General features: G+C 50.8%; 16 protein-coding genes, 6 tRNA genes and 1 other RNA gene. 9 read left to right on the top strand and 14 right to left on the bottom strand.

Going from position 1 to position 18,876, the window contains the following annotated elements:
* Positions 1-9: 9 nt before the first annotated feature.
* The 8 genes from era to rpoE all read right to left on the bottom strand — a co-directional run bounded on the left by era (position 10) and on the right by rpoE (position 7,554).
* Positions 10-915 carry a GTPase Era gene (gene era / locus NC856_RS15545; protein WP_264091349.1) on the bottom strand — a complete coding sequence of 302 codons (906 nt, stop codon included), beginning with the start codon at positions 913-915 and terminating at the stop codon, positions 10-12.
* Positions 912-1,592: a ribonuclease III gene (gene rnc, locus NC856_RS15540; RefSeq protein ID WP_113865957.1), complete on the bottom strand. Its 681-nt coding sequence runs from the start codon at positions 1,590-1,592 to the stop codon at positions 912-914. Before rnc ends, era begins: the two co-directional genes overlap by 4 nt.
* A gap of 209 nt (positions 1,593-1,801) precedes the next feature.
* On the bottom strand, positions 1,802-2,752 hold the full coding sequence (gene lepB, locus NC856_RS15535; RefSeq protein ID WP_264091348.1) for a signal peptidase I: 951 nt from the start codon (positions 2,750-2,752) through the stop codon (positions 1,802-1,804).
* Between the two features lie 16 nt (positions 2,753-2,768).
* On the bottom strand, positions 2,769-4,568 hold the full coding sequence (lepA, locus tag NC856_RS15530; protein ID WP_264091347.1) for a translation elongation factor 4: 1,800 nt from the start codon (positions 4,566-4,568) through the stop codon (positions 2,769-2,771).
* A 279-nt stretch (positions 4,569-4,847) separates the two neighbouring features.
* Complete coding sequence (gene rseC, locus NC856_RS15525) at positions 4,848-5,318, bottom strand: SoxR-reducing system protein RseC (protein WP_264091346.1); 471 nt, start codon at positions 5,316-5,318, stop codon at positions 4,848-4,850.
* Positions 5,319-5,320: 2 nt separating this feature from the next.
* Complete coding sequence (rseB, locus tag NC856_RS15520) at positions 5,321-6,271, bottom strand: sigma-E factor regulatory protein RseB (protein WP_264091345.1); 951 nt, start codon at positions 6,269-6,271, stop codon at positions 5,321-5,323.
* Entirely contained in the window at positions 6,271-6,921 is a 651-nt protein-coding gene (rseA, locus tag NC856_RS15515) for an anti-sigma-E factor RseA (protein ID WP_264091344.1), read from the bottom strand. Before rseA ends, rseB begins: the two co-directional genes overlap by 1 nt.
* 57 nt (positions 6,922-6,978) lie before the next feature.
* Positions 6,979-7,554 carry an RNA polymerase sigma factor RpoE gene (rpoE, locus tag NC856_RS15510; RefSeq protein WP_113865945.1) on the bottom strand — a complete coding sequence of 192 codons (576 nt, stop codon included), beginning with the start codon at positions 7,552-7,554 and terminating at the stop codon, positions 6,979-6,981.
* Between the two features lie 362 nt (positions 7,555-7,916).
* Here rpoE and nadB point away from each other — a divergent pair, with 362 nt between their 5' ends.
* Positions 7,917-9,521, top strand: coding sequence for an L-aspartate oxidase (gene nadB / locus NC856_RS15505; protein ID WP_264091342.1), 1,605 nt, complete (start codon positions 7,917-7,919; stop codon positions 9,519-9,521).
* Positions 9,522-9,627: 106 nt separating this feature from the next.
* On the opposite strand, the gene trmN is transcribed toward nadB, so the two are convergent.
* Complete coding sequence (gene trmN / locus NC856_RS15500; protein WP_264091341.1) at positions 9,628-10,374, bottom strand: tRNA(1)(Val) (adenine(37)-N(6))-methyltransferase TrmN; 747 nt, start codon at positions 10,372-10,374, stop codon at positions 9,628-9,630.
* 133 nt (positions 10,375-10,507) lie between these two features.
* On the opposite strand from trmN, the gene srmB reads away from it, so the two are divergent.
* Positions 10,508-11,839, top strand: coding sequence for an ATP-dependent RNA helicase SrmB (gene srmB, locus NC856_RS15495; RefSeq protein WP_264091340.1), 1,332 nt, complete (start codon positions 10,508-10,510; stop codon positions 11,837-11,839).
* A gap of 92 nt (positions 11,840-11,931) precedes the next feature.
* On the opposite strand, the gene grcA is transcribed toward srmB, so the two are convergent.
* Entirely contained in the window at positions 11,932-12,315 is a 384-nt protein-coding gene (gene grcA / locus NC856_RS15490) for an autonomous glycyl radical cofactor GrcA (RefSeq protein WP_264091339.1), read from the bottom strand.
* A 363-nt stretch (positions 12,316-12,678) separates the two neighbouring features.
* On the opposite strand from grcA, the gene ung reads away from it, so the two are divergent.
* Positions 12,679-13,365 (top strand): uracil-DNA glycosylase, encoded by a 687-nt coding sequence (gene ung, locus NC856_RS15485; RefSeq protein ID WP_264091338.1) that lies wholly within the window; start codon positions 12,679-12,681, stop codon positions 13,363-13,365.
* A 117-nt stretch (positions 13,366-13,482) separates the two neighbouring features.
* On the opposite strand, the gene NC856_RS15480 is transcribed toward ung, so the two are convergent.
* Positions 13,483-13,558, bottom strand: a tRNA-Ala gene (locus tag NC856_RS15480).
* Between the two features lie 62 nt (positions 13,559-13,620).
* Positions 13,621-13,696: transfer RNA gene (locus NC856_RS15475), tRNA-Ala, on the bottom strand.
* Between the two features lie 267 nt (positions 13,697-13,963).
* Here NC856_RS15475 and NC856_RS15470 point away from each other — a divergent pair.
* Positions 13,964-14,827, top strand: coding sequence for an alpha/beta hydrolase (locus NC856_RS15470; RefSeq protein ID WP_264091337.1), 864 nt, complete (start codon positions 13,964-13,966; stop codon positions 14,825-14,827).
* Between the two features lie 60 nt (positions 14,828-14,887).
* On the opposite strand, the gene gltX is transcribed toward NC856_RS15470, so the two are convergent.
* Positions 14,888-16,303 carry a glutamate--tRNA ligase gene (gene gltX, locus NC856_RS15465; RefSeq protein ID WP_264091336.1) on the bottom strand — a complete coding sequence of 472 codons (1,416 nt, stop codon included), beginning with the start codon at positions 16,301-16,303 and terminating at the stop codon, positions 14,888-14,890.
* Between the two features lie 291 nt (positions 16,304-16,594).
* Between gltX and NC856_RS15460 the strand changes: the two genes are divergently transcribed.
* The 5 genes from NC856_RS15460 (at position 16,595) to NC856_RS15440 (ending at position 17,260) form a co-directional block, all read left to right on the top strand.
* Positions 16,595-16,670: transfer RNA gene (locus tag NC856_RS15460), tRNA-Val, on the top strand.
* A 67-nt stretch (positions 16,671-16,737) separates the two neighbouring features.
* Positions 16,738-16,813, top strand: a tRNA-Val gene (locus NC856_RS15455).
* A 42-nt stretch (positions 16,814-16,855) separates the two neighbouring features.
* Positions 16,856-16,931 (top strand) — tRNA-Val (locus NC856_RS15450).
* 7 nt (positions 16,932-16,938) lie between these two features.
* Positions 16,939-17,014: transfer RNA gene (locus NC856_RS15445), tRNA-Lys, on the top strand.
* A 117-nt stretch (positions 17,015-17,131) separates the two neighbouring features.
* Positions 17,132-17,260: non-coding RNA, RtT sRNA (locus tag NC856_RS15440), on the top strand.
* Positions 17,261-17,514: 254 nt separating this feature from the next.
* Here the strand turns inward: NC856_RS15440 and NC856_RS15435 are convergent.
* Entirely contained in the window at positions 17,515-18,444 is a 930-nt protein-coding gene (locus tag NC856_RS15435) for a helix-turn-helix domain-containing protein (RefSeq protein WP_264091335.1), read from the bottom strand.
* Between the last annotated feature and the right edge of the window lie 432 nt (positions 18,445-18,876).

Raw genomic sequence — 18,876 nt, 5'->3', positions numbered from 1 at the left:
GCGCGGGCCTTACATGTCTTCGCTGTAACCGAGGCTTCGCAAGGCGCGTTCATCATCCGCCCAACCTGACTTTACTTTTACCCACAGTTCGAGGTGAACTTTGGTTTCAAACATTTCTTCCATGTCCTGGCGGGCTTCAATGCCGATCGTTTTGATCTTGGCGCCCTTGTTACCGATGACCATTTTTTTTTGGCCTTCACGCTCAACGAGGATCAGACCATTAATGTCATAACCACCGCGCTCGTTGGTTATAAAACGCTCGATCTCAACCGTCACAGAATATGGCAATTCTTCGCCCAGAAAACGCATCAGTTTTTCGCGGATAATTTCTGACGCCATGAAGCGCTGTGAACGATCGGTAATATAGTCTTCCGGGAAATGGTGATCAGCCGGCGCCAGGTGCTTGCGCACAATGCTGGCTATGGTATCGACATTCGTTCCTTTTTCCGCGGAAATCGGCACCACATCCAGAAAATTCATTTGCTGGCTGATAAATTGGATATGCGGCAACAGCTTGGTTTTATCCGTAACATTGTCCACTTTATTAATTGCCAACACGACAGGATGCTTCTGATCTCTCAGCTTGTTCAATACCATCTCATCGTCAGCGTTCCAATGCGTCCCTTCCACTACGAAAATGATCAGTTCAACATCGCCGATGGAACTGCTGGCCGCCCGGTTCATCAGACGGTTAATCGCCCGCTTCTCTTCGATATGCAGCCCAGGGGTATCCACATAGATAGCCTGATAGGGGCCTTCCGTATGAATGCCCATGATCCGGTGGCGCGTTGTTTGGGGTTTACGCGATGTAATCGAAATCTTCTGCCCCAGCAACTGATTCAGTAAGGTTGACTTACCGACGTTAGGCCGACCCACAATCGCGATAAAACCGCAGTATGTCTGTTCTTCGCTCATTCAAGCTCCAGTTTTTTCAACGCTTGTTCTGCCGCAGCCTGTTCAGCCTTCCGGCGGCTCGAACCAGTGCCAATTACCGATTCACTAAAACCACTGACCTGACAGTGGATCGTAAACTCCTGATCGTGCGCCTCGCCGCGAACCTGAACCACCAGATAGGTTGGCAGCGGTAAGTGACGTCCTTGCAAAAATTCCTGCAACCGCGTTTTGGGATCTTTTTGCTTGTCGCCGGGGCTGATCTCGTCCAACCGGCTTTTATACCAGTTAAGGATCAAACGCTCGATCGTCTGGATATCACTGTCGAGGAAAATACCGCCGATCAACGCTTCCACCGTATCAGCAAGAATGGATTCCCGACGGAAACCGCCGCTCTTCAACTCTCCTGGCCCAAGACGCAAACACTCGCCCAGTTCAAATTCACGCGCAATTTCCGCCAGCGTATTACCACGCACCAACGTAGCGCGCATCCGGCTCATGTCGCCTTCATCCACTTTGGGAAAACGATGATACAACGCATTGGCGATGACAAAGCTGAGAATCGAGTCCCCCAGAAATTCGAGTCGCTCGTTGTGCTTGCTGCTGGCACTGCGGTGCGTCAGAGCCTGTAACAAAAGTTCATACTGCTGGAAAGTATAACCTAGCTTTCTTTGTAAACGATTTATCAGGATGGGATTCATGTGTTACCAATAGATCAACGATGCGTCAAAAACAGCTGCATACGGAACAGCCCTGACTCGCTTATTACCAATCAAAACGGTTTCGTGTGCATCAGCTCCCGACTGGGAGCCTGCATTTATTCTTTTAAAAAAAGAACGTTTCGAAAATAGTGTTTCAGTAAATATTCTACAACGAGCAACATAATAATGCTGCGTGTTTATCGCTTTGATTAATGAATACCGCCAATACGACTGAATCGCACGCCGGTAGGCCATTCGCCTTCCTGTTTTTCAAAGCTCATCCAGATTGCGGTTGCCTTACCCACCAGATTCCTTTCAGGGACAAATCCCCAATAACGGCTATCCAAACTGTTATCGCGGTTATCGCCCATCATGAAATAGTGTCCGGCGGGCACCACCCAGGTCGCAAGCTGCTGTTGGGACTGCTGATAATATCCGCCCACCTGATCCTGCACGCCGGGAACCATCAGAATGTTATGCGCCACATTACCCAGAGATTCTTTACGGATGCCCATACGAACGCCATCAACATTATTTTCACTCACCGGAACCTGATAGAAACCGCTACGTGATTCCAGACCAGGCTGATTAAATGTCTGAACAAAATCGCTAGGCTGCACATTATTATAGGCCACAGCCAGCGCTTTATCACAACGCGGCTGACCATCGCAGGCAGGACTAATGGTTACTTGCTTGCTCATCGGGTTATAACTGACGCGATCGCCCGGTATGCCAACGACACGTTTGATAAAATCCACCTTTGGATCGGAAGGATATTTAAATACCACCACGTCACCACGTGACGGATGTCCGGTTTCAATTAACGTTTTCTGAGTAAAGGGCTCTTTTATACCGTAGGCGAATTTCTCTACCAGTATAAAATCCCCAATCAGCAACGTTGGCATCATGGAACCCGAAGGTATTTGAAAGGGTTCATAAATAAAGGAACGCACCACCAACACCAGCGCAACCACCGGAAATATTGATGCGACCGTTTCAATCCATCCGGGCTGCTCGACCGATTTCGGCAAAGCCGCCTGCTCGCCCGATGCCGCAAATTTTTTCCGGCGCGCCGGTGCCCACACAAAACGTTCCAAACACCAGACAATACCCGTGACAAGCGTCACCAGCGCCAAAATTACGGCAAACATATTGGCCATGCCAACTCCTCAGGATTTATTTGTTGTCTTTGCCAACGTGCAAAATAGCCAGAAACGCTTCTTGCGGTAACTCCACATTACCTACTTGTTTCATACGCTTCTTACCGTCTTTCTGTTTCTGCAACAGTTTCTTCTTACGGCTCACGTCACCACCATAGCACTTCGCCAGTACGTTTTTGCGCAGTTGCTTCACTGTGGAACGGGCAATAATATGGTTGCCGATTGCCGCCTGAATCGCGATATCAAACTGTTGGCGTGGGATCAGTTCTTTCATCTTTTCCACCAGATCACGACCACGATACTGAGCATTGTCCCGATGGGTAATCAGCGCCAGGGCATCGACACGCTCGCCGTTAATCAGTACGTCTACCCGCACCATGTCGGAAGCCTGGAAACGTTTAAAGCTGTAATCCAGCGATGCATAGCCGCGCGAGGTCGATTTAAGACGGTCAAAGAAATCAAGCACCACTTCCGCCATCGGAATTTCATACGTCAGCGCCACCTGATTGCCGTGGTAAACCATGTTGGTCTGTACACCACGTTTCTCGATACACAACGTAATGACGTTACCCAGGAATTCCTGCGGCATCAGCATATGACACTCGGCGATAGGCTCTCGCAGTTCCTGAATATTATTCAAAGGCGGCAATTTAGAAGGACTATCCACATAAATAATTTCTTTAGCGGTGGTTTCTACTTCATACACCACTGTTGGCGCGGTAGTGATCAGATCGAGATCATATTCCCGTTCCAAACGCTCCTGGATGATCTCCATGTGTAACAACCCAAGGAAACCACAGCGAAAACCAAAACCCAACGCGGTGGAGCTTTCCGGCTCATAAAACAGGGATGCATCATTTAGACTCAATTTACCCAGCGCATCACGAAACGCTTCATAATCATCAGAACTGATGGGGAAAAGTCCGGCATAAACCTGCGGTTTCACTTTCTTAAAGCCCGGCAGCGCTTTCTCCGCCGGTTGACGAGCCAGCGTCAGCGTATCGCCAACCGGCGCGCCCAGAATATCTTTGATAGCGCAAACCAGCCAGCCCACCTCGCCGCAATTCAGCACCTCGCGATCAATCCGCTTAGGGGTAAAAATCCCCAGCCGGTCGGCGTTGTAAACCTGACCGGTACTCATCACCTTGATTTTGTCGCCTTTACGCATCGAACCATTTTTTATGCGCACCAACGAAACAACGCCAAGGTAGTTATCAAACCAGGAATCGATAATCAACGCCTGCAACGGTGCGTCCGCACTGCCGTCCGGCGGTGGAACATCACGCACCAGACGTTCCAGCACATCCGGCACCCCGACACCTGTTTTAGCTGAGCAACGCACCGCATCCGTCGCATCAATACCCACAATATCTTCGATTTCCTGGGCAACACGATCCGGATCAGCGGCAGGCAGGTCGATTTTGTTCAGCACCGGCACCACTTCCAGATCCATATCCAATGCGGTATAGCAGTTCGCCAATGTCTGCGCTTCAACGCCCTGGCCCGCATCAACCACCAGCAACGCCCCTTCGCAAGCGGCCAGTGAACGAGAAACCTCGTAGGAGAAGTCAACGTGTCCGGGGGTATCAATGAAGTTTAACTGATAGGTTTGACCATCCTGCGCCTTATAATCCAGCGTCACGCTTTGCGCTTTGATCGTAATACCACGTTCACGTTCCAGATCCATGGAGTCCAGAACCTGCGCTGCCATTTCACGTTCGGTTAAACCACCGCAAATCTGGATAATCCGATCGGATAACGTCGACTTACCGTGGTCGATATGGGCAATAATGGAGAAATTTCGTATATGCTTCATTATAAAAATTTTTCTACCTTGATATTCCTGAAATTCTTGCCGATGGGCATGCGCATTAGGTGAAAACAGCCGCGATGTTATTCCACCTGAATCGCAGCATTCTACATGTCAGCAGAGCGAAAACCTAGTCATGTCCCGTGCATTACCGTTGATTATGACGGTTTTATTCACAACGGCGGAAGAGCAAGACAAAAGCGGGAAGTAAACGGGTGAACATAACGGAAGATGGTACAAGATAATCAAGTAGCCTGGCCAAGTCATCCGCAATAAACGCCCCCGCTATGACTGAGAGACGGGGTTAATTTGCAGTAGTTCGCCCGGTAGCGCAATTTGCAGGATAATAGGTTCATAACGACTATTTTTACTCAATCGTTTTGCCCAAAGTTTTACCGAGACAAAAGCCAAACCACCGCCGACAAACGCCCCGATCATGGCGGATAAATCACTGGCGAAAAACATCTGGAACAGCGACGCGCCGAGAAGCAATCCCAGCAAAGGCAAGAAGTAGACCACCACCGCGGAACGTAGCAGACTGGCTTCGGCAATGCCCAGTTCAATACGCTGCCCTGCCTCCAATGGTTGTCCGCAAGGCACCGTCAGGAGATGATCGGCAGAAGCACCCAGTTGATTCAACAATCCGGTGCCGCAGGTCGAGCGGGATTTACAACTTCCGCAACCGGAACTCTGCTCACAACGCACGACAGCGATGCCATTCCGCCATGAAACAACCGTTGCCCACTCTTTAATCATTACTACGCCTTCCGAATAACGTTATCTGCAATGCGCTTAGCCGTGGCGGGAGGAATTTCGCCAACAATGGTGATTTCGTAATTATTACGTACTTCTGTATGGATTGAACGTCTTCCGGTACGAATTGCCTGTTCGGGACGAACCTCAGGCGAAGGACTGACATTAATCGAAAAACTGAACAGACCATCGCTGTATAAACGAGTCTCAACGGGAAGATTGGTTCCCGGCACGATTTTACGGCTATGGGAGATTTCCTTCATCCCGACAGGCAGCCACTCCGCATTCCAGGCGAAATTAACGGCTTCAGATGTTGGCGTCGGTACGGAAGGCGGCAACTTGATGCGATCCAACGGTCGCAAGACATTGGCGATCTCATCATCAATAATCAGCGATGTGACTAAAAATTGCTCCAGGCGCTCCCCATTGCGATCCTGCAAATCAACCCGTAAAGGTAATTTGGAATGAGCATCAAGCCAGACGGCATAGCTATAACGCGTCGCATCCCGGGAGATAATGCGGATGCCTACGGCTAAGCGATCGGCAATACGCACTCGTCCATCGGCAGGGACAAAGTCGTAGTACATGGCCAGCTTTTTGAAATCCGTATAAACCAAAGCGGGCAACGAATCAACAATGTGATCGCCGGTCAGAGAAAAAGGCTCAAGACCAGAATCAAAATAGCTGATCTCATTACCGCGCTGGATGATTTCACGCCGCGGCCCGTCCATAAATACCAGTTGCGCCACAGAACGGTTGTTCAGCAGGGCATGCCGATATCGGACTGACTCAAAACCTTGCGGGGTGATGTTGATAAAAGAAAGCTCGTAATTCAACGAACGACTGGCGCTGTTCATCTGTTGCAACAACGCCCCGGACTCAGTTTGTGCCGGGGCGAAGGTGGAATAGAACAGGCTGCCAATCAGCAAACAGGCGATAAATAAAACACGCTTCATTACTGAGGCTGAGTTCCTAATGATTGAGTGCCGGGAACCTGAATGGCGGCTTGCTGATCATCATGCGGTTGAACCTGTTCAGCATGCAGCCGACGCTGTAATTCATAGTCCTGCAAAATCGCGTTGAGGCGGTTGCGTTGCGCATCGGATTTTTGCTGTCCGTTATGGGGGGCGGACACGCTGTCTGGCGGCGTTCCCAGGCTAACCGGAGAGGCGGTTCCTGACGCGGGCAGTGTACGGAACAACGCAGATTCGCCTGTCGGCTCGACAACACCGGGTTGATTGTAACTCTGCACGCCGACAATTACCGCCAGCGAAACGCAGGCGGCCACGCCAACCTGAGTCAATTGACTCGCCCAGGGGCGGAGCTTATGCCAGAACGCCATCTGAGGCCAACGAGAAGGATGCGGTTGAGACTCGGGTTGCGCTTGATGAACCAGACGAACAGGCTCCTGTTCGATTGCGGCCGCAACACGGGAAGCGATATCGAGATGAATCACTTTTTCATCAATATCACCACGCAACGTATCACGAATCAGATGGTAACTTTGCCAACTTTGCTGCAACTTGTCATCGCGTGTCAAAGCATTCAGCAGTTCAGAATCGACTGCCTCACCATCCATTAAAGCGGAAAGCTTCTCTTTCTGCATACCGACGCCCTTATCTTGTCAAATCCATCATTAATCATGCGAATAGCTGAAAAGGAACTAACGCTGAATAAGCGGTTGTACTTTATTATCAATAGCTTCCCGTGCCCGGAAGATACGAGAACGAACAGTGCCGACGGGGCAATCCATAATGACGGCAATCTCTTCGTAGCTCAGTCCATCCAACTCACGCAACGTAATCGCCAGGCGCAAATCTTCCGGTAAAGATTCAATAGTCCGAAAAACAATGCTTCGTAATTCCTCTGACAACATTAAGTTCTCAGGGTTCGAAATTTCTTTCAATGCGCCCGCATTTTCATAGTTTTCAGCATCATTGGCATCAATGTCGCTGGATGGCGGGCGCCGTCCCTGTGCGACCAGATAGTTTTTCGCTGTATTCACGGCAATACGATACAGCCATGTATAAAAGGCACTATCGCCCCGGAATGAATCCAGTGCGCGATATGCTTTAATAAATGACTCCTGCACCACGTCAGGGACATCGCCCTGAGGCACATAACGCGATACCAGGCTCGCTACCTTATGCTGGTAACGAACGACCAGCAAATTAAACGATTTTTGATCGCCTTTCTGGACTCGCTCGACCAGTACCTGATCTGCCAGCTGCTCGCTCATCCGAGGTAATATCTCCTCAAACCGTTCTCCACACGTAACACGTAAATAGTACTGCCAGCCATAATAAGTTATACCGGAGCAAGCTGTAGCTTAGAACCAGCACCCGACATAAAGTTCCCGGTCATGATTTTTTCTTCTGTGTCGCCGCCTCTGGATTCGGATACCGGAACCAATCATTTTGCGAACCATTCAGAGGCGCAGGCCTGGGATCATACGATAAATTCATGGGATTAGCACGATTCTCACCAACCTGACGCCTGGTCTTTATACATCTTTACAGGGGGGTGAAAAATCAATACATGAATAAATAATTGGGTGCTAACATCGATTCTCCTCTTTTCTCTTGCATCAATGGCACGAATATGCAACCGACCATAGAACATACCTGTGATGTGTTAATCATCGGCAGCGGCGCTGCCGGCCTTTCCCTCGCCCTTCGCCTTGCTTCCCACGCAAACGTTACCGTCCTCAGCAAAGGCCCGTTAAACGAGGGCGCGACGTTTTATGCTCAAGGCGGGATTGCGGCTGTTTTTGATGAAACCGACAGCATCGATTCGCACATTGAAGACACGCTAATCGCCGGTGATGGTTTATGCGAACGCGAAACCGTCGAATTTATCGCCAGCAATGCCAAACACTGTGTACAGTGGTTAATCGAACAAGGCGTACTATTTGATACCGAAACCAGCACCAGCGGTGAAGAGCGCTATCACCTCACCCGCGAAGGCGGACATAGCCACCGCCGGATCCTGCATGCTGCCGACGCCACAGGAAAAGAAGTCGAAAACACGTTGGTCAAACAGGTGCTGGCGCATCCGAACATCCGAATCATGGAACGCAGCAACGCCGTCGATCTGATTACTTCCAATAAGCTGGGACTGCCCGGTACACGACGTATTGTCGGCGCGTATATCTGGAACCGCGAACGGGAAGCGGTGGAAACCTGTCGGGCAAAAACCGTGGTGCTGGCTACCGGCGGCGCTTCCAAGGTCTATCAGTACACCACCAACCCGGATATTTCCTCCGGCGACGGTATCGCCATGGCCTGGCGTGCGGGTTGCAGGGTGGCAAATCTCGAATTTAACCAGTTTCATCCAACCTGTTTATTCCATCCGCAGGCGCGGAATTTTCTGCTGACGGAAGCGTTGCGTGGCGAAGGCGCTTACCTGAAGCGGCCAGACGGCACCCGCTTTATGCCGGACTTTGATTCCCGATGTGAACTGGCGCCGCGAGACGTGGTTGCAAGAGCCATCGACCACGAGATGAAACGCCTCGGCGCGGACTGCATGTATCTGGATATCAGCCATAAACCTGAGACATTCATCAAACAGCATTTCCCCACTATCTACGAAAAATTGTTATCGCTGGGCATCGATTTGACCCGGGAAGCGATTCCTATCGTGCCGGCGGCGCATTACACTTGCGGCGGCGTGATGGTTGATCAGCACGGGCGCACCGATCTGGATGGATTGTATGCGATTGGCGAAGTGAGCTATACCGGCTTGCATGGCGCCAACCGCATGGCATCCAACTCATTATTGGAGTGCCTGGTCTATGGTTGGTCGGCAGCGGAAGATATTCTGCAACGTCTGCCCCAGATCAAACCCATTAAGAAGCTGCCCGCATGGGATGAAAGCCAGGTCGATAACTCAGACGAACAGGTAGTGATTCAACATAACTGGCATGAGTTGCGCCTGTTTATGTGGGATTACGTCGGCATCGTGCGCAGTACCAAAAGACTGGAACGGGCGCGGCGGCGCATCATCATGCTGCAACAGGAAATTGATGAGTATTACGCGCATTTCCGCATCTCCAATAATCTGCTGGAGTTACGCAATCTGGTTCAGGTCGCCGAGTTGATTGTGCGTTGCGCGCTGGAAAGAAAAGAAAGCCGCGGGCTGCATTACACGCTGGATTATCCGCAACAAGCAGACACGCCGCCACAGCCAACCATCCTGACGCCCTAACGCGGTGCATTATACCGCCCGCATCAATCGGGTGTTGCGGCACACACGGTGATAAGATCTGGCATCGCGTGTGTCGTGATTTTTTGCAAGCCTGCATTTTGCAATTCTACATAAAAAGGTAAAAATCTTTTGTCAGGCGCTGAAAATCCGATGAGTAGCTTTTGTCGTTGTCACGAATCGCCAACTGTTGCGTCAGGCATTCTCCCGGTTGCCGGGACAGCGCCAGCAGCACACGATGCGCCGGACGGGAATTCGATTCGCTTATCGCCATACGCTGACGCACAAACCAGCCGCGCGGTTGCGCCAATGGCAGAAAAGCGTCCTCAACCTGAACGGGCAGCACCACGCAAAAGAGGCCACCAGGGGCCAGCGCAAGCCGTGCGCAATCGAGCAAAACGTCATGAGTCAGAGACGTGGTATAACGGGCCTGAGCGCGCGACTCATTGGCACAGGCGACACCCGGCGCGAAATAGGGCGGATTACTGACAATCAACGAATAGACGTGCTCGACCGAGGCGGTAAAATCCACAATATCGCCCGCGTAAACGCGCATTCGATGTGCCCACGCAGATGCCGTAATATTGTCTGCGGCCTGCTGACTGGCGGCCATCTCTCGTTCAACCGCATCAATATAAACCTCGTTATCAGTGCGCTGAGCCAGCATCAGTGCAATCAATCCCGAACCACAACCAATATCCAGTATGCGTCGGGCCCCAACAATCGGCGCCCAGGCGCCCAACAATATGCCATCCGTACCCACTTTCATCGCGCAGCGATCATGCGCCACAAAAAATTGCTTGAAGGTAAATCCATCCCGACGCAATGTCGGTTTATTATCAGAACGATGGCTCATCGTGGCAGATTCCAGACTAAAACCGCCGTAGCATAAGTTAATCCGCCACCCAGGAAAAGCGCCGTTGGCTGTTTAAACAGGTGAAGAACCAGACTAATGCGTCTATAATCAGCGCCCCAAACAGAGGTAGACCATGACTGCGACAAATTTTTCCGAGCTTGATCTTGATGACAGCCTGCTAGACGCACTGCGTGATATGGGTTATGAACGCCCGACCGCCATCCAGTTGGCCGCCATTCCCCCCGCGATGGATGGTCGCGACGTGCTGGGTTCAGCGCCGACAGGCACCGGTAAAACCGCAGCCTATCTGCTGCCGGTGTTACAGCATCTTTTAGATTTCCCTCGTAAAAAATCCGGGCCGCCGCGTATTTTGATCCTGACGCCAACCCGCGAACTCGCCATGCAAGTCGCTGATCAAGCTCGCGCAATGGCGGCGCACACGCATCTGGACATCGCGACCATCACCGGCGGCGTGGCCTATATGAATCATGCGGAAGTTTTCAGTGAAAATCAGGATGTGGTCGTCGCCACTACTGGTCGCCTGCTGCAATACATAAAAGAAGAAAACTTTGACTGCCGAGCAGTGGAAACGCTGATTCTGGATGAAGCGGACAGAATGCTGGATATGGGATTCGCGCAGGATATCGAACATATTGCCGGCGAAACCCGTTGGCGCAAACAGACATTGTTGTTTTCCGCGACGCTGGAAGGCAATGCGGTTAAAGATTTTGCCGAGCGTCTGTTGAAAGAACCTGTCGAGGTCGAAGCCGATCCCTCACGCCGTGAACGCAAAAAAATTCTGCAATGGTATTACCGGGCGGATGACATCAAACATAAAACCGCCTTGCTCTGCCACCAGTTGAAACAACCTGAAGCGACACGTTCGATTGTTTTTGTTCGCAAGCGCGAGCGTGTTCATGAATTGGTGGCCTGGTTGCGTGAGGCGGGCATTACCGCTTGCTATCTTGAAGGAGAAATGGTGCAGGCCAAGCGTAATGAAGCGATCAAGCGTCTGAGCGAAGGCCGGGTGAATGTTCTGGTGGCCACCGATGTGGCGGCGCGCGGCATCGACATCAACGATGTCAGCCATGTATTTAACTTTGACCTGCCGCGTACCGCTGACACATACCTGCACCGCATTGGCCGTACTGGTCGCGCCGGACGAAAAGGATGCGCCATCTCACTGGTCGAAGCACATGATCATCTGCTGCTGGGGAAAATTTCCCGTTATTTAAATGAACCGCTGAAACCCAGAGTCATTGATGAACTACGACCGGTAACCAAAGCGCCCAGCGCCCAAACCACCGGGAAACCCTCCAAAAAAGCGCTGGCTAAACGCAAAGAGAAGAAAGAGCAGGAAAAGGAAAAAGCGAAAGTAAGGGTTAAAGTGCGTCACCGCGATAGTAAAAATATCGGCAAACGCCGTCAGCCTGCCAGAAAGGTAGATGGAACAGCCAGCGAATAACGCCATTGGTTGAAACGTGCAAGCGCAATCGCAGACACAATAAAGGGAGCCGCGGCTCCCTTTTGCTATTGGGGTAAAACCAACGTCGTGGTTTACAGGCTTTCTGTAAAAGTACGGGTAATGACGTCGCGTTGTTGTTCCGGCGTCAGAGCGTTAAAACGCACGGCGTAACCAGACACACGGATAGTCAGCTGCGGATATTTTTCCGGGTGCTTAACCGCATCTTCCAGCGTTTCACGACGCAGAACGTTCACATTCAGGTGTTGCCCACCTTCTACACGTACTTCGGGTTTGATTTCCAACGGGATTTCACGATATTCGATCTGACCCAGATCGCTAACCGCCACCACTTCATCTTCGCTGTAGCCGGATTTAGCACAAACGCAACGCGCCTGAGATTTTTCTTTATCCAGTAGCCAGAAGGAATTGATTAGAGCGCTATTGTTCGCTTTGGTGATTTGAATACCAGTAACCATTGTTGCCTCCGTAGAACGGCGTGTTATTGTCTTAATTGAAAATCGAAATCAGTAACAAACAGCCATAGCTATTAACGATTAAATAAAACTAGCTGCATATAACTTCTTATATACCAGTACAAACGCCTCGCATCTTTGATTTAAATCAATTTTAAAACCCAGGTCAAATAGCGCTTGATGGCAATTAATTGTTTTATATCAATTTAATTCGCAATCTTAATTGCAAATATTTTTATAAATTTTCAATTTTTTTTCAAAAAAATGAACGGCGTCATGATTTCACTATCGTTACGGTTTTACCTCGATACAATTGAACGGTAAGCTATTCCCACAAAAATTCCCCCTAAAAATGAAGAGTGCATGATGACGACTTACCTCACCTGGCATGATGTGCTGGCACAAGAAAAGCAGCAACCTTATTTTGTGAATACCCTTCAATTCATTGCGCAAGAACGCGCCGCAGGAAAAACCATTTATCCTCCCCAGAAGGATGTGTTTAACGCCTTCCGGTTTACCGAGTTGCATCAGGTTAAAGTCGTTATTTTAGGCCAGGATCCGTATCACGGCCCCAATCAGGCACATGGATTGTCATTTTCCGTTCGCCCTGGTGTTCCGGCGCCGCCGTCTCTGGTGAATATCTATAAAGAACTGTCCACAGACATTCCGGGGTTTGACATTCCCGGTCATGGATTTTTGCAAAGCTGGGCTGAACAAGGCGTGATGCTGCTCAATACCGTGTTGACGGTTGAAGCAGGACGCGCGCATTCACATGCTAATTTGGGTTGGGAAACCTTTACTGATCGCGTTATCGCCGCCTTGAATGAAAAACGTGAAGGCATTGTTTTTCTGCTGTGGGGCTCTCATGCGCAGAAAAAAGGCAGTATTATTGATCGCCAGCGCCACCATGTATTGAAATCCCCGCATCCCTCCCCTTTATCCGCCCATCGCGGCTTTTTGGGATGTAAGCACTTTTCACAAACCAATCAGATCCTTGAGAAACAAGGTGCAACACCGATCGATTGGACGCCACGTTTACCGGAAAACGCGTAATGACAGGTCTGCCTTCGGCACGGAAGGCAACCGAATCACACGATGATAAAATTATTTATTGATGGATAATAGAAATAACAATGAACGTTGGGAATTCGTGAAACGGGGATATTGATTTGGTGGAGCTAAGCGGGATCGAACCGCTGACCTCTTGCATGCCATGCAAGCGCTCTCCCAGCTGAGCTATAGCCCCACATAAGTGGAATGTTCGTAATATCATTCAAAGACTCAATTCAGAACCAAATCCTGATGATTTGGTGGAGCTAAGCGGGATCGAACCGCTGACCTCTTGCATGCCATGCAAGCGCTCTCCCAGCTGAGCTATAGCCCCGTTTCCAACAGAGAGTATCTGTGCGAACGGGTCGCATAATATGAAACCCGCTTAACAGTGTCAACGGCTAAATCTTTTTATGCCGTCAACCGCTGAAAAAGCCGCCAAACGCCCATTGAGTGAGACAAAAACAGCGCTGCTGTTTTGCGACAGCGTATTGAAATATCAATGTCCCTGATGATGGCTGATAAAAAAGCTGTTAATGGTAAGATGATTTCTTATCATCGACCCACACATCCAGATAAGCCAATACATGGCTACTTTTCTATGATTACGTTTACACTATTGGCGTCCGGCCAGCTTCCCGCCCGGGCACAGCCCGACGTTCCGACGATAAGCGAACAGGCTCGACGCCATTTCGAGATCCTACAGTTTGATATGCAAAGCGATAAGCGGCATGACTACCGTCTTTTTATCGCCAAGCCGCGTCGTGCGGCTAACGAACAGGGTTATCCGGTTCTCTATATGTTGGACGGTAATGCCCAGTTTCCGTTGGCCGTGAATAGCTATAAAGAAGAAAACGGTCCTGCGCCGTTGATCGTCGCCATCGGCTATCAGATAACCCAACCCTACGATGTGCTGGCCAGGACACGAGACTACACACCGCCCACGCCAATTCGCGACCCCGATTTTGCGGCAGGCGGGGAAGCCGAAACGTTTTATCAGTTCCTGCAAAATCAGGTGAAGCCCTGGATCGAAACGCGTTATCCGGTTGATAGTCGAAAACAGACGCTCGCCGGACACTCCTTCGGCGGATTGTTTACGCTGTATACGCTGTTCAATCATACTGAATCTTTTCAGCGCTATGTGGCGGCCAGTCCCTCCATCTGGTGGGGTGATGGCATCGTTATCCCGACAAGGACACCTTTGCTTAGCACCCTGCCCCAGTCCGTCACGCTAAGTGTTGGCGAAGATGAAGATAAGTCAAAAAAGGCCGAGGCCGGCCCTCCCCCTGATACGGAATACGCGGCGCGGCAAACCCAGAAAAAAATGGTAGCGAGAGCGAGCGCGCTGGCTACACAATTGAAAGCGCAGGGAACCCATACCGAATTCATTCTGTTTCCTGGCAAAGACCACAGCAGCGTTATTCCTGATGCAATGGAAAAAGCAGTGATCATCGCGGGGCAATAATGCACGCCATAAAAAACCCGGCGCAGGCCGGGTTCGTTTTATCTGTTGCATCGATTATTGTTATTGCTGTGCTTCACGCTCGGCAATAAATGCTAACGCTTTGTCAATACGCGCCAGCGCACGCTGCTGACCTATCGCTTTTACCGTTACGTCAACGCCAGGAGACTGTCCGGCGCCCGTCACCGCCACACGCAGCGGCATCCCGACTTTGCCCATGCCTTGTCCCAGTTCATCAGCCGTTCCCTGAATGGCATGATGAATATTTTCCGCTGTCCAGTCAGTGATGGCGGCCAGCTTTGCGCGTACCAGTTCCAGCGGCTGACGCGCGACCGGACGCAGGTGTTTCTTCGCAGCATCGGCATCAAACTGCTCAAAATCTTCATAGAAATAACGGCAGGAAGCAGCGATTTCCTTCAGCGTCTTGCAACGCTCGCCCAACAGCGTCACCAGTTCGCTTAATTGCGGGCCATTGCGGGTATCAATACCAGCTTGTTCAATGTGCCATGAAAGATGCGTCGCCACGTATTCCGCCGGCAGATGATTAATATAGTGGTGATTAAGCCATTGCAGCTTTTCCGTATTAAACGCGCTGGCTGATTTGCTGACCGCATCCAGAGAAAACAGGTTTTTCATCTCTTCAACAGAGAAAATTTCCTGATCGCCGCACGACCAGCCCAAACGCACCAGATAGTTGAGTAAGGCTTCCGGCAGGTAACCATCATCACGATACTGCATGACACCGACCGCACCGTGGCGCTTGGATAGTTTCTTGCCATCGTCACCCAGGATCATGGAAACATGCGCATATTCCGGAACCGGCGCATGCAACGCTTTCAAGATATTGATTTGGCGCGGTGTATTGTTGATGTGGTCTTCACCACGGATCACATGGGTGATTTCCATATCCCAGTCATCTATCACCACACAGAAGTTATAGGTCGGCGAACCATCGGTACGACGAATGATCAAATCATCCAGTTCCTGATTGCTGAACTCAATCGGCCCGCGAATCCGGTCGTTAAAAATAACAGAACCGTCCTGCGGGTTACGAAAACGCACCACATGCGGTTCATTATCGGCATGATGTTCATGAGAATCACGGCAGTGACCGTCATAACGCGGTTTATCGCCGTTTGCCATCTGCGTTTCACGCAGCGCTTCCAGCCGTTCTTTCGAACAATAGCATTTATAAGCCGTATCGTTTTCCAACATCTGATCGATAACCGCGTTATAACGATCAAAACGCTTGGTCTGGAAATATGGACCTTCATCCCAATCCAGATTCAGCCAGTTCATACCATCCATAATGGCATCGATGGCGTCCTGTGTGGAGCGTTCCAGGTCAGTATCTTCAATACGCAGAACAAACTCGCCGCCCTGATGACGGGCGAATAACCAGGAATAGAGTGCGGTACGGGCGCCACCGACATGCAGGTAGCCAGTTGGACTGGGGGCGAAACGGGTTTTGATTTTCATTTGGGATTAAAGCCTTATTACGCGACGGCTGTCGGCGTATACCGACATGAGTTCAGATAACGAAAGTGGCCGATATTCTATCACTCTGCCTCGATTCCTCAACGCTGTAACGCCTCACACCCACGTTTATTACTGGCAGAATCTGTTGATTACCCGCCGAATTGCCCAAAGATGCGACATCCGCGGCGAGAAATAAAGCGCCCTGACTAATTTTACAACGAACACGCCTTTTAGTTTTAAAAAGCGTTGACTCACTTTCAACTATCCCTATAATGCGACTCCACACAGCGAGGGTGATTAGCTCAGCTGGGAGAGCACCTCCCTTACAAGGAGGGGGTCGGCGGTTCGATCCCGTCATCACCCACCACACTTTTAGCACGATGATATGTCGTGAAAAGTGAAATACGTTGTGTGAAGCAAGAAGATTTGAGATTGGGTGATTAGCTCAGCTGGGAGAGCACCTCCCTTACAAGGAGGGGGTCGGCGGTTCGATCCCGTCATCACCCACCAATCTCATACCAGCTGTCTTCTTGTTTAATGGAGTACAGATGTGGGTGATTAGCTCAGCTGGGAGAGCACCTCCCTTACAAGGAGGGGGTCGGCGGTTCGATCCCGTCATCACCCACCACTTCTGCGGGTCGTTAGCTCAGTTGGTAGAGCAGTTGACTTTTAATCAATTGGTCGCAGGTTCGAATCCTGCACGACCCACCAATTCCGCAAAGTATTCCTTTCTAAAATCAATCGCCTTAAATAATATCTTGTGCTGTTGTGCAGGTAAGACAAAACCATTGAAAATGGTTTTGAACAACGTTTGCGTTGGCCCTGTGAGTGAGTCACAGAATGAGACGAATAACCTGCGTTCAGGTTCGCGCCAAGCGTAGCGAGATAACAACGCGTCGGCGTTGACCCCGAAGGGGCGACACCAGCAGAGGCCGAGTCATCCTGCACGACCCACCACTATCCCTTCCCCAGACGTCTTGTCGACGTCTGGGGAAATAAAAAACCGTATCACTGTTGACGGTAATACGGTTTTTTTCGTCTGTATGCGTCATTCCTCATAGCGTAAAAACCAGAGCAAATGGCCGACACCGCTGAGAGTAGAAATTCTATCGGCCCATGTTGAATGCAGCGTCATCACGTTATTCCCCCCCCGTCACTTTCGTTTAAAGCCGCCCTGACTGATGACCTAACACCATAACGCAACGCTGCTCTCATCGTTTCAGCAGGGAATGCGGCGTCACGCCGAAAGCCTTGCGGAAAGCATGGCTGAAATGCGAAAAATCGGAGAAGCCAAAGTCCAGCGCGGCCTGAGAAATGCTGCGTACATTGCCGCGTTCAATCGCATCCCGGCTAGCCTGTAAACGTTCATGCCAGATAACCGACATCGGCGTTTTCTGATGACGCGCAAAGGCTCTGGTAACCGTTCGGCTGGAGACATGATGCGCGCCGGCGATGCGTTCGATGTTCAAATCCGGTTCGGTCAAATGACGGCGGATATAGTTCATCATCCGCGCATACAGATCGCGCTCTATGCTATTTTTCGCCAAATCCTGAAGCTCAAGACTCAATACCAGCAGATCCAGCAATGTCTGGGAGAAACGCCCGGATATATCGTCATCGTGTAATCCTATCGGTTCAACCGCAACCTGATAGAGCATTTCGCGCAGCGGCACCACCCCCGGACGACGATCGTCCAGCACCACGGCGGTGAGATTCTCGACGCCAGGCAATCGGGTACTCAGCAGGTGACGAGGAATGCGAACCAGATGATTATCAGTACCGCCAAGGCTAAAGCGAAAAGTCTGGGAAGCATCGTAGAGCACCAGGCTATTCGCCGCCAGCGCCGCCCGGCGTCCTCCCTGCTCCAGTTGTCCATGACCGTGGCGGGTAAAACCAAGCCACAGGTCATCGTTGGGGCCGGTACGCAAATGACGCGGCGTTCGCTCCCAGTAATGCAACGGCGCGGACAACGTGCAAATATCCAATAGCCCCACCCCATGAACCTTAAGCTGACCGTCGAAATCACAGTGAGATAAAGGCTTACTGGCAGCGGGAATACAATGGCGCAACACCACTTCCTTCCAGTATTCGAAGCGCTGTGGCGCAGCAACCGCGATAGTCGAATATTGAGTATTACTCATGAACTGCCTCGCGTTAACAGATCACCGAAGAACAGTAAACAGTCCCTTAACTGACGCAAATACCGTGCCAGAGCCTCCTCGCACGCCTGACAGCCAGAGAAACGCTGGCCTGGCCGCCAGGTGGTTCAAACGCCAGTCACCTGTTCCGGCGCTCAACCGCCCCAAAATGGATCAATCACGCACCAACGACACTCATCCGCCCCCCTTCCTTTTCTCCTTACCCGACTGAGTCTCCGCCGGATGTCGCTGTCAGCCAAACGACTGTCTTTCTGAGACAAGCAAGTCACCGGATACAAGCAGTAACCTCTGGCTTATCGGGGTTTCAGTCTCCCGATCAAAGCAAGCAGAACCGGCAAGATTTCATCAGAAAACGCGCCGAACCTGATGTGAAACCGTCATCGGCAAATCCGATCTTGATAAACCAGAACAGGA

This window comes from Brenneria izbisi, assembly GCF_025840185.1.
Classification (GTDB): Bacteria; Pseudomonadota; Gammaproteobacteria; order Enterobacterales; family Enterobacteriaceae; genus Brenneria; species Brenneria izbisi.
The sequence above is the reverse complement of the archived record's forward strand: the minus strand, read 5'-3'. Positions and strand labels throughout refer to the sequence as shown.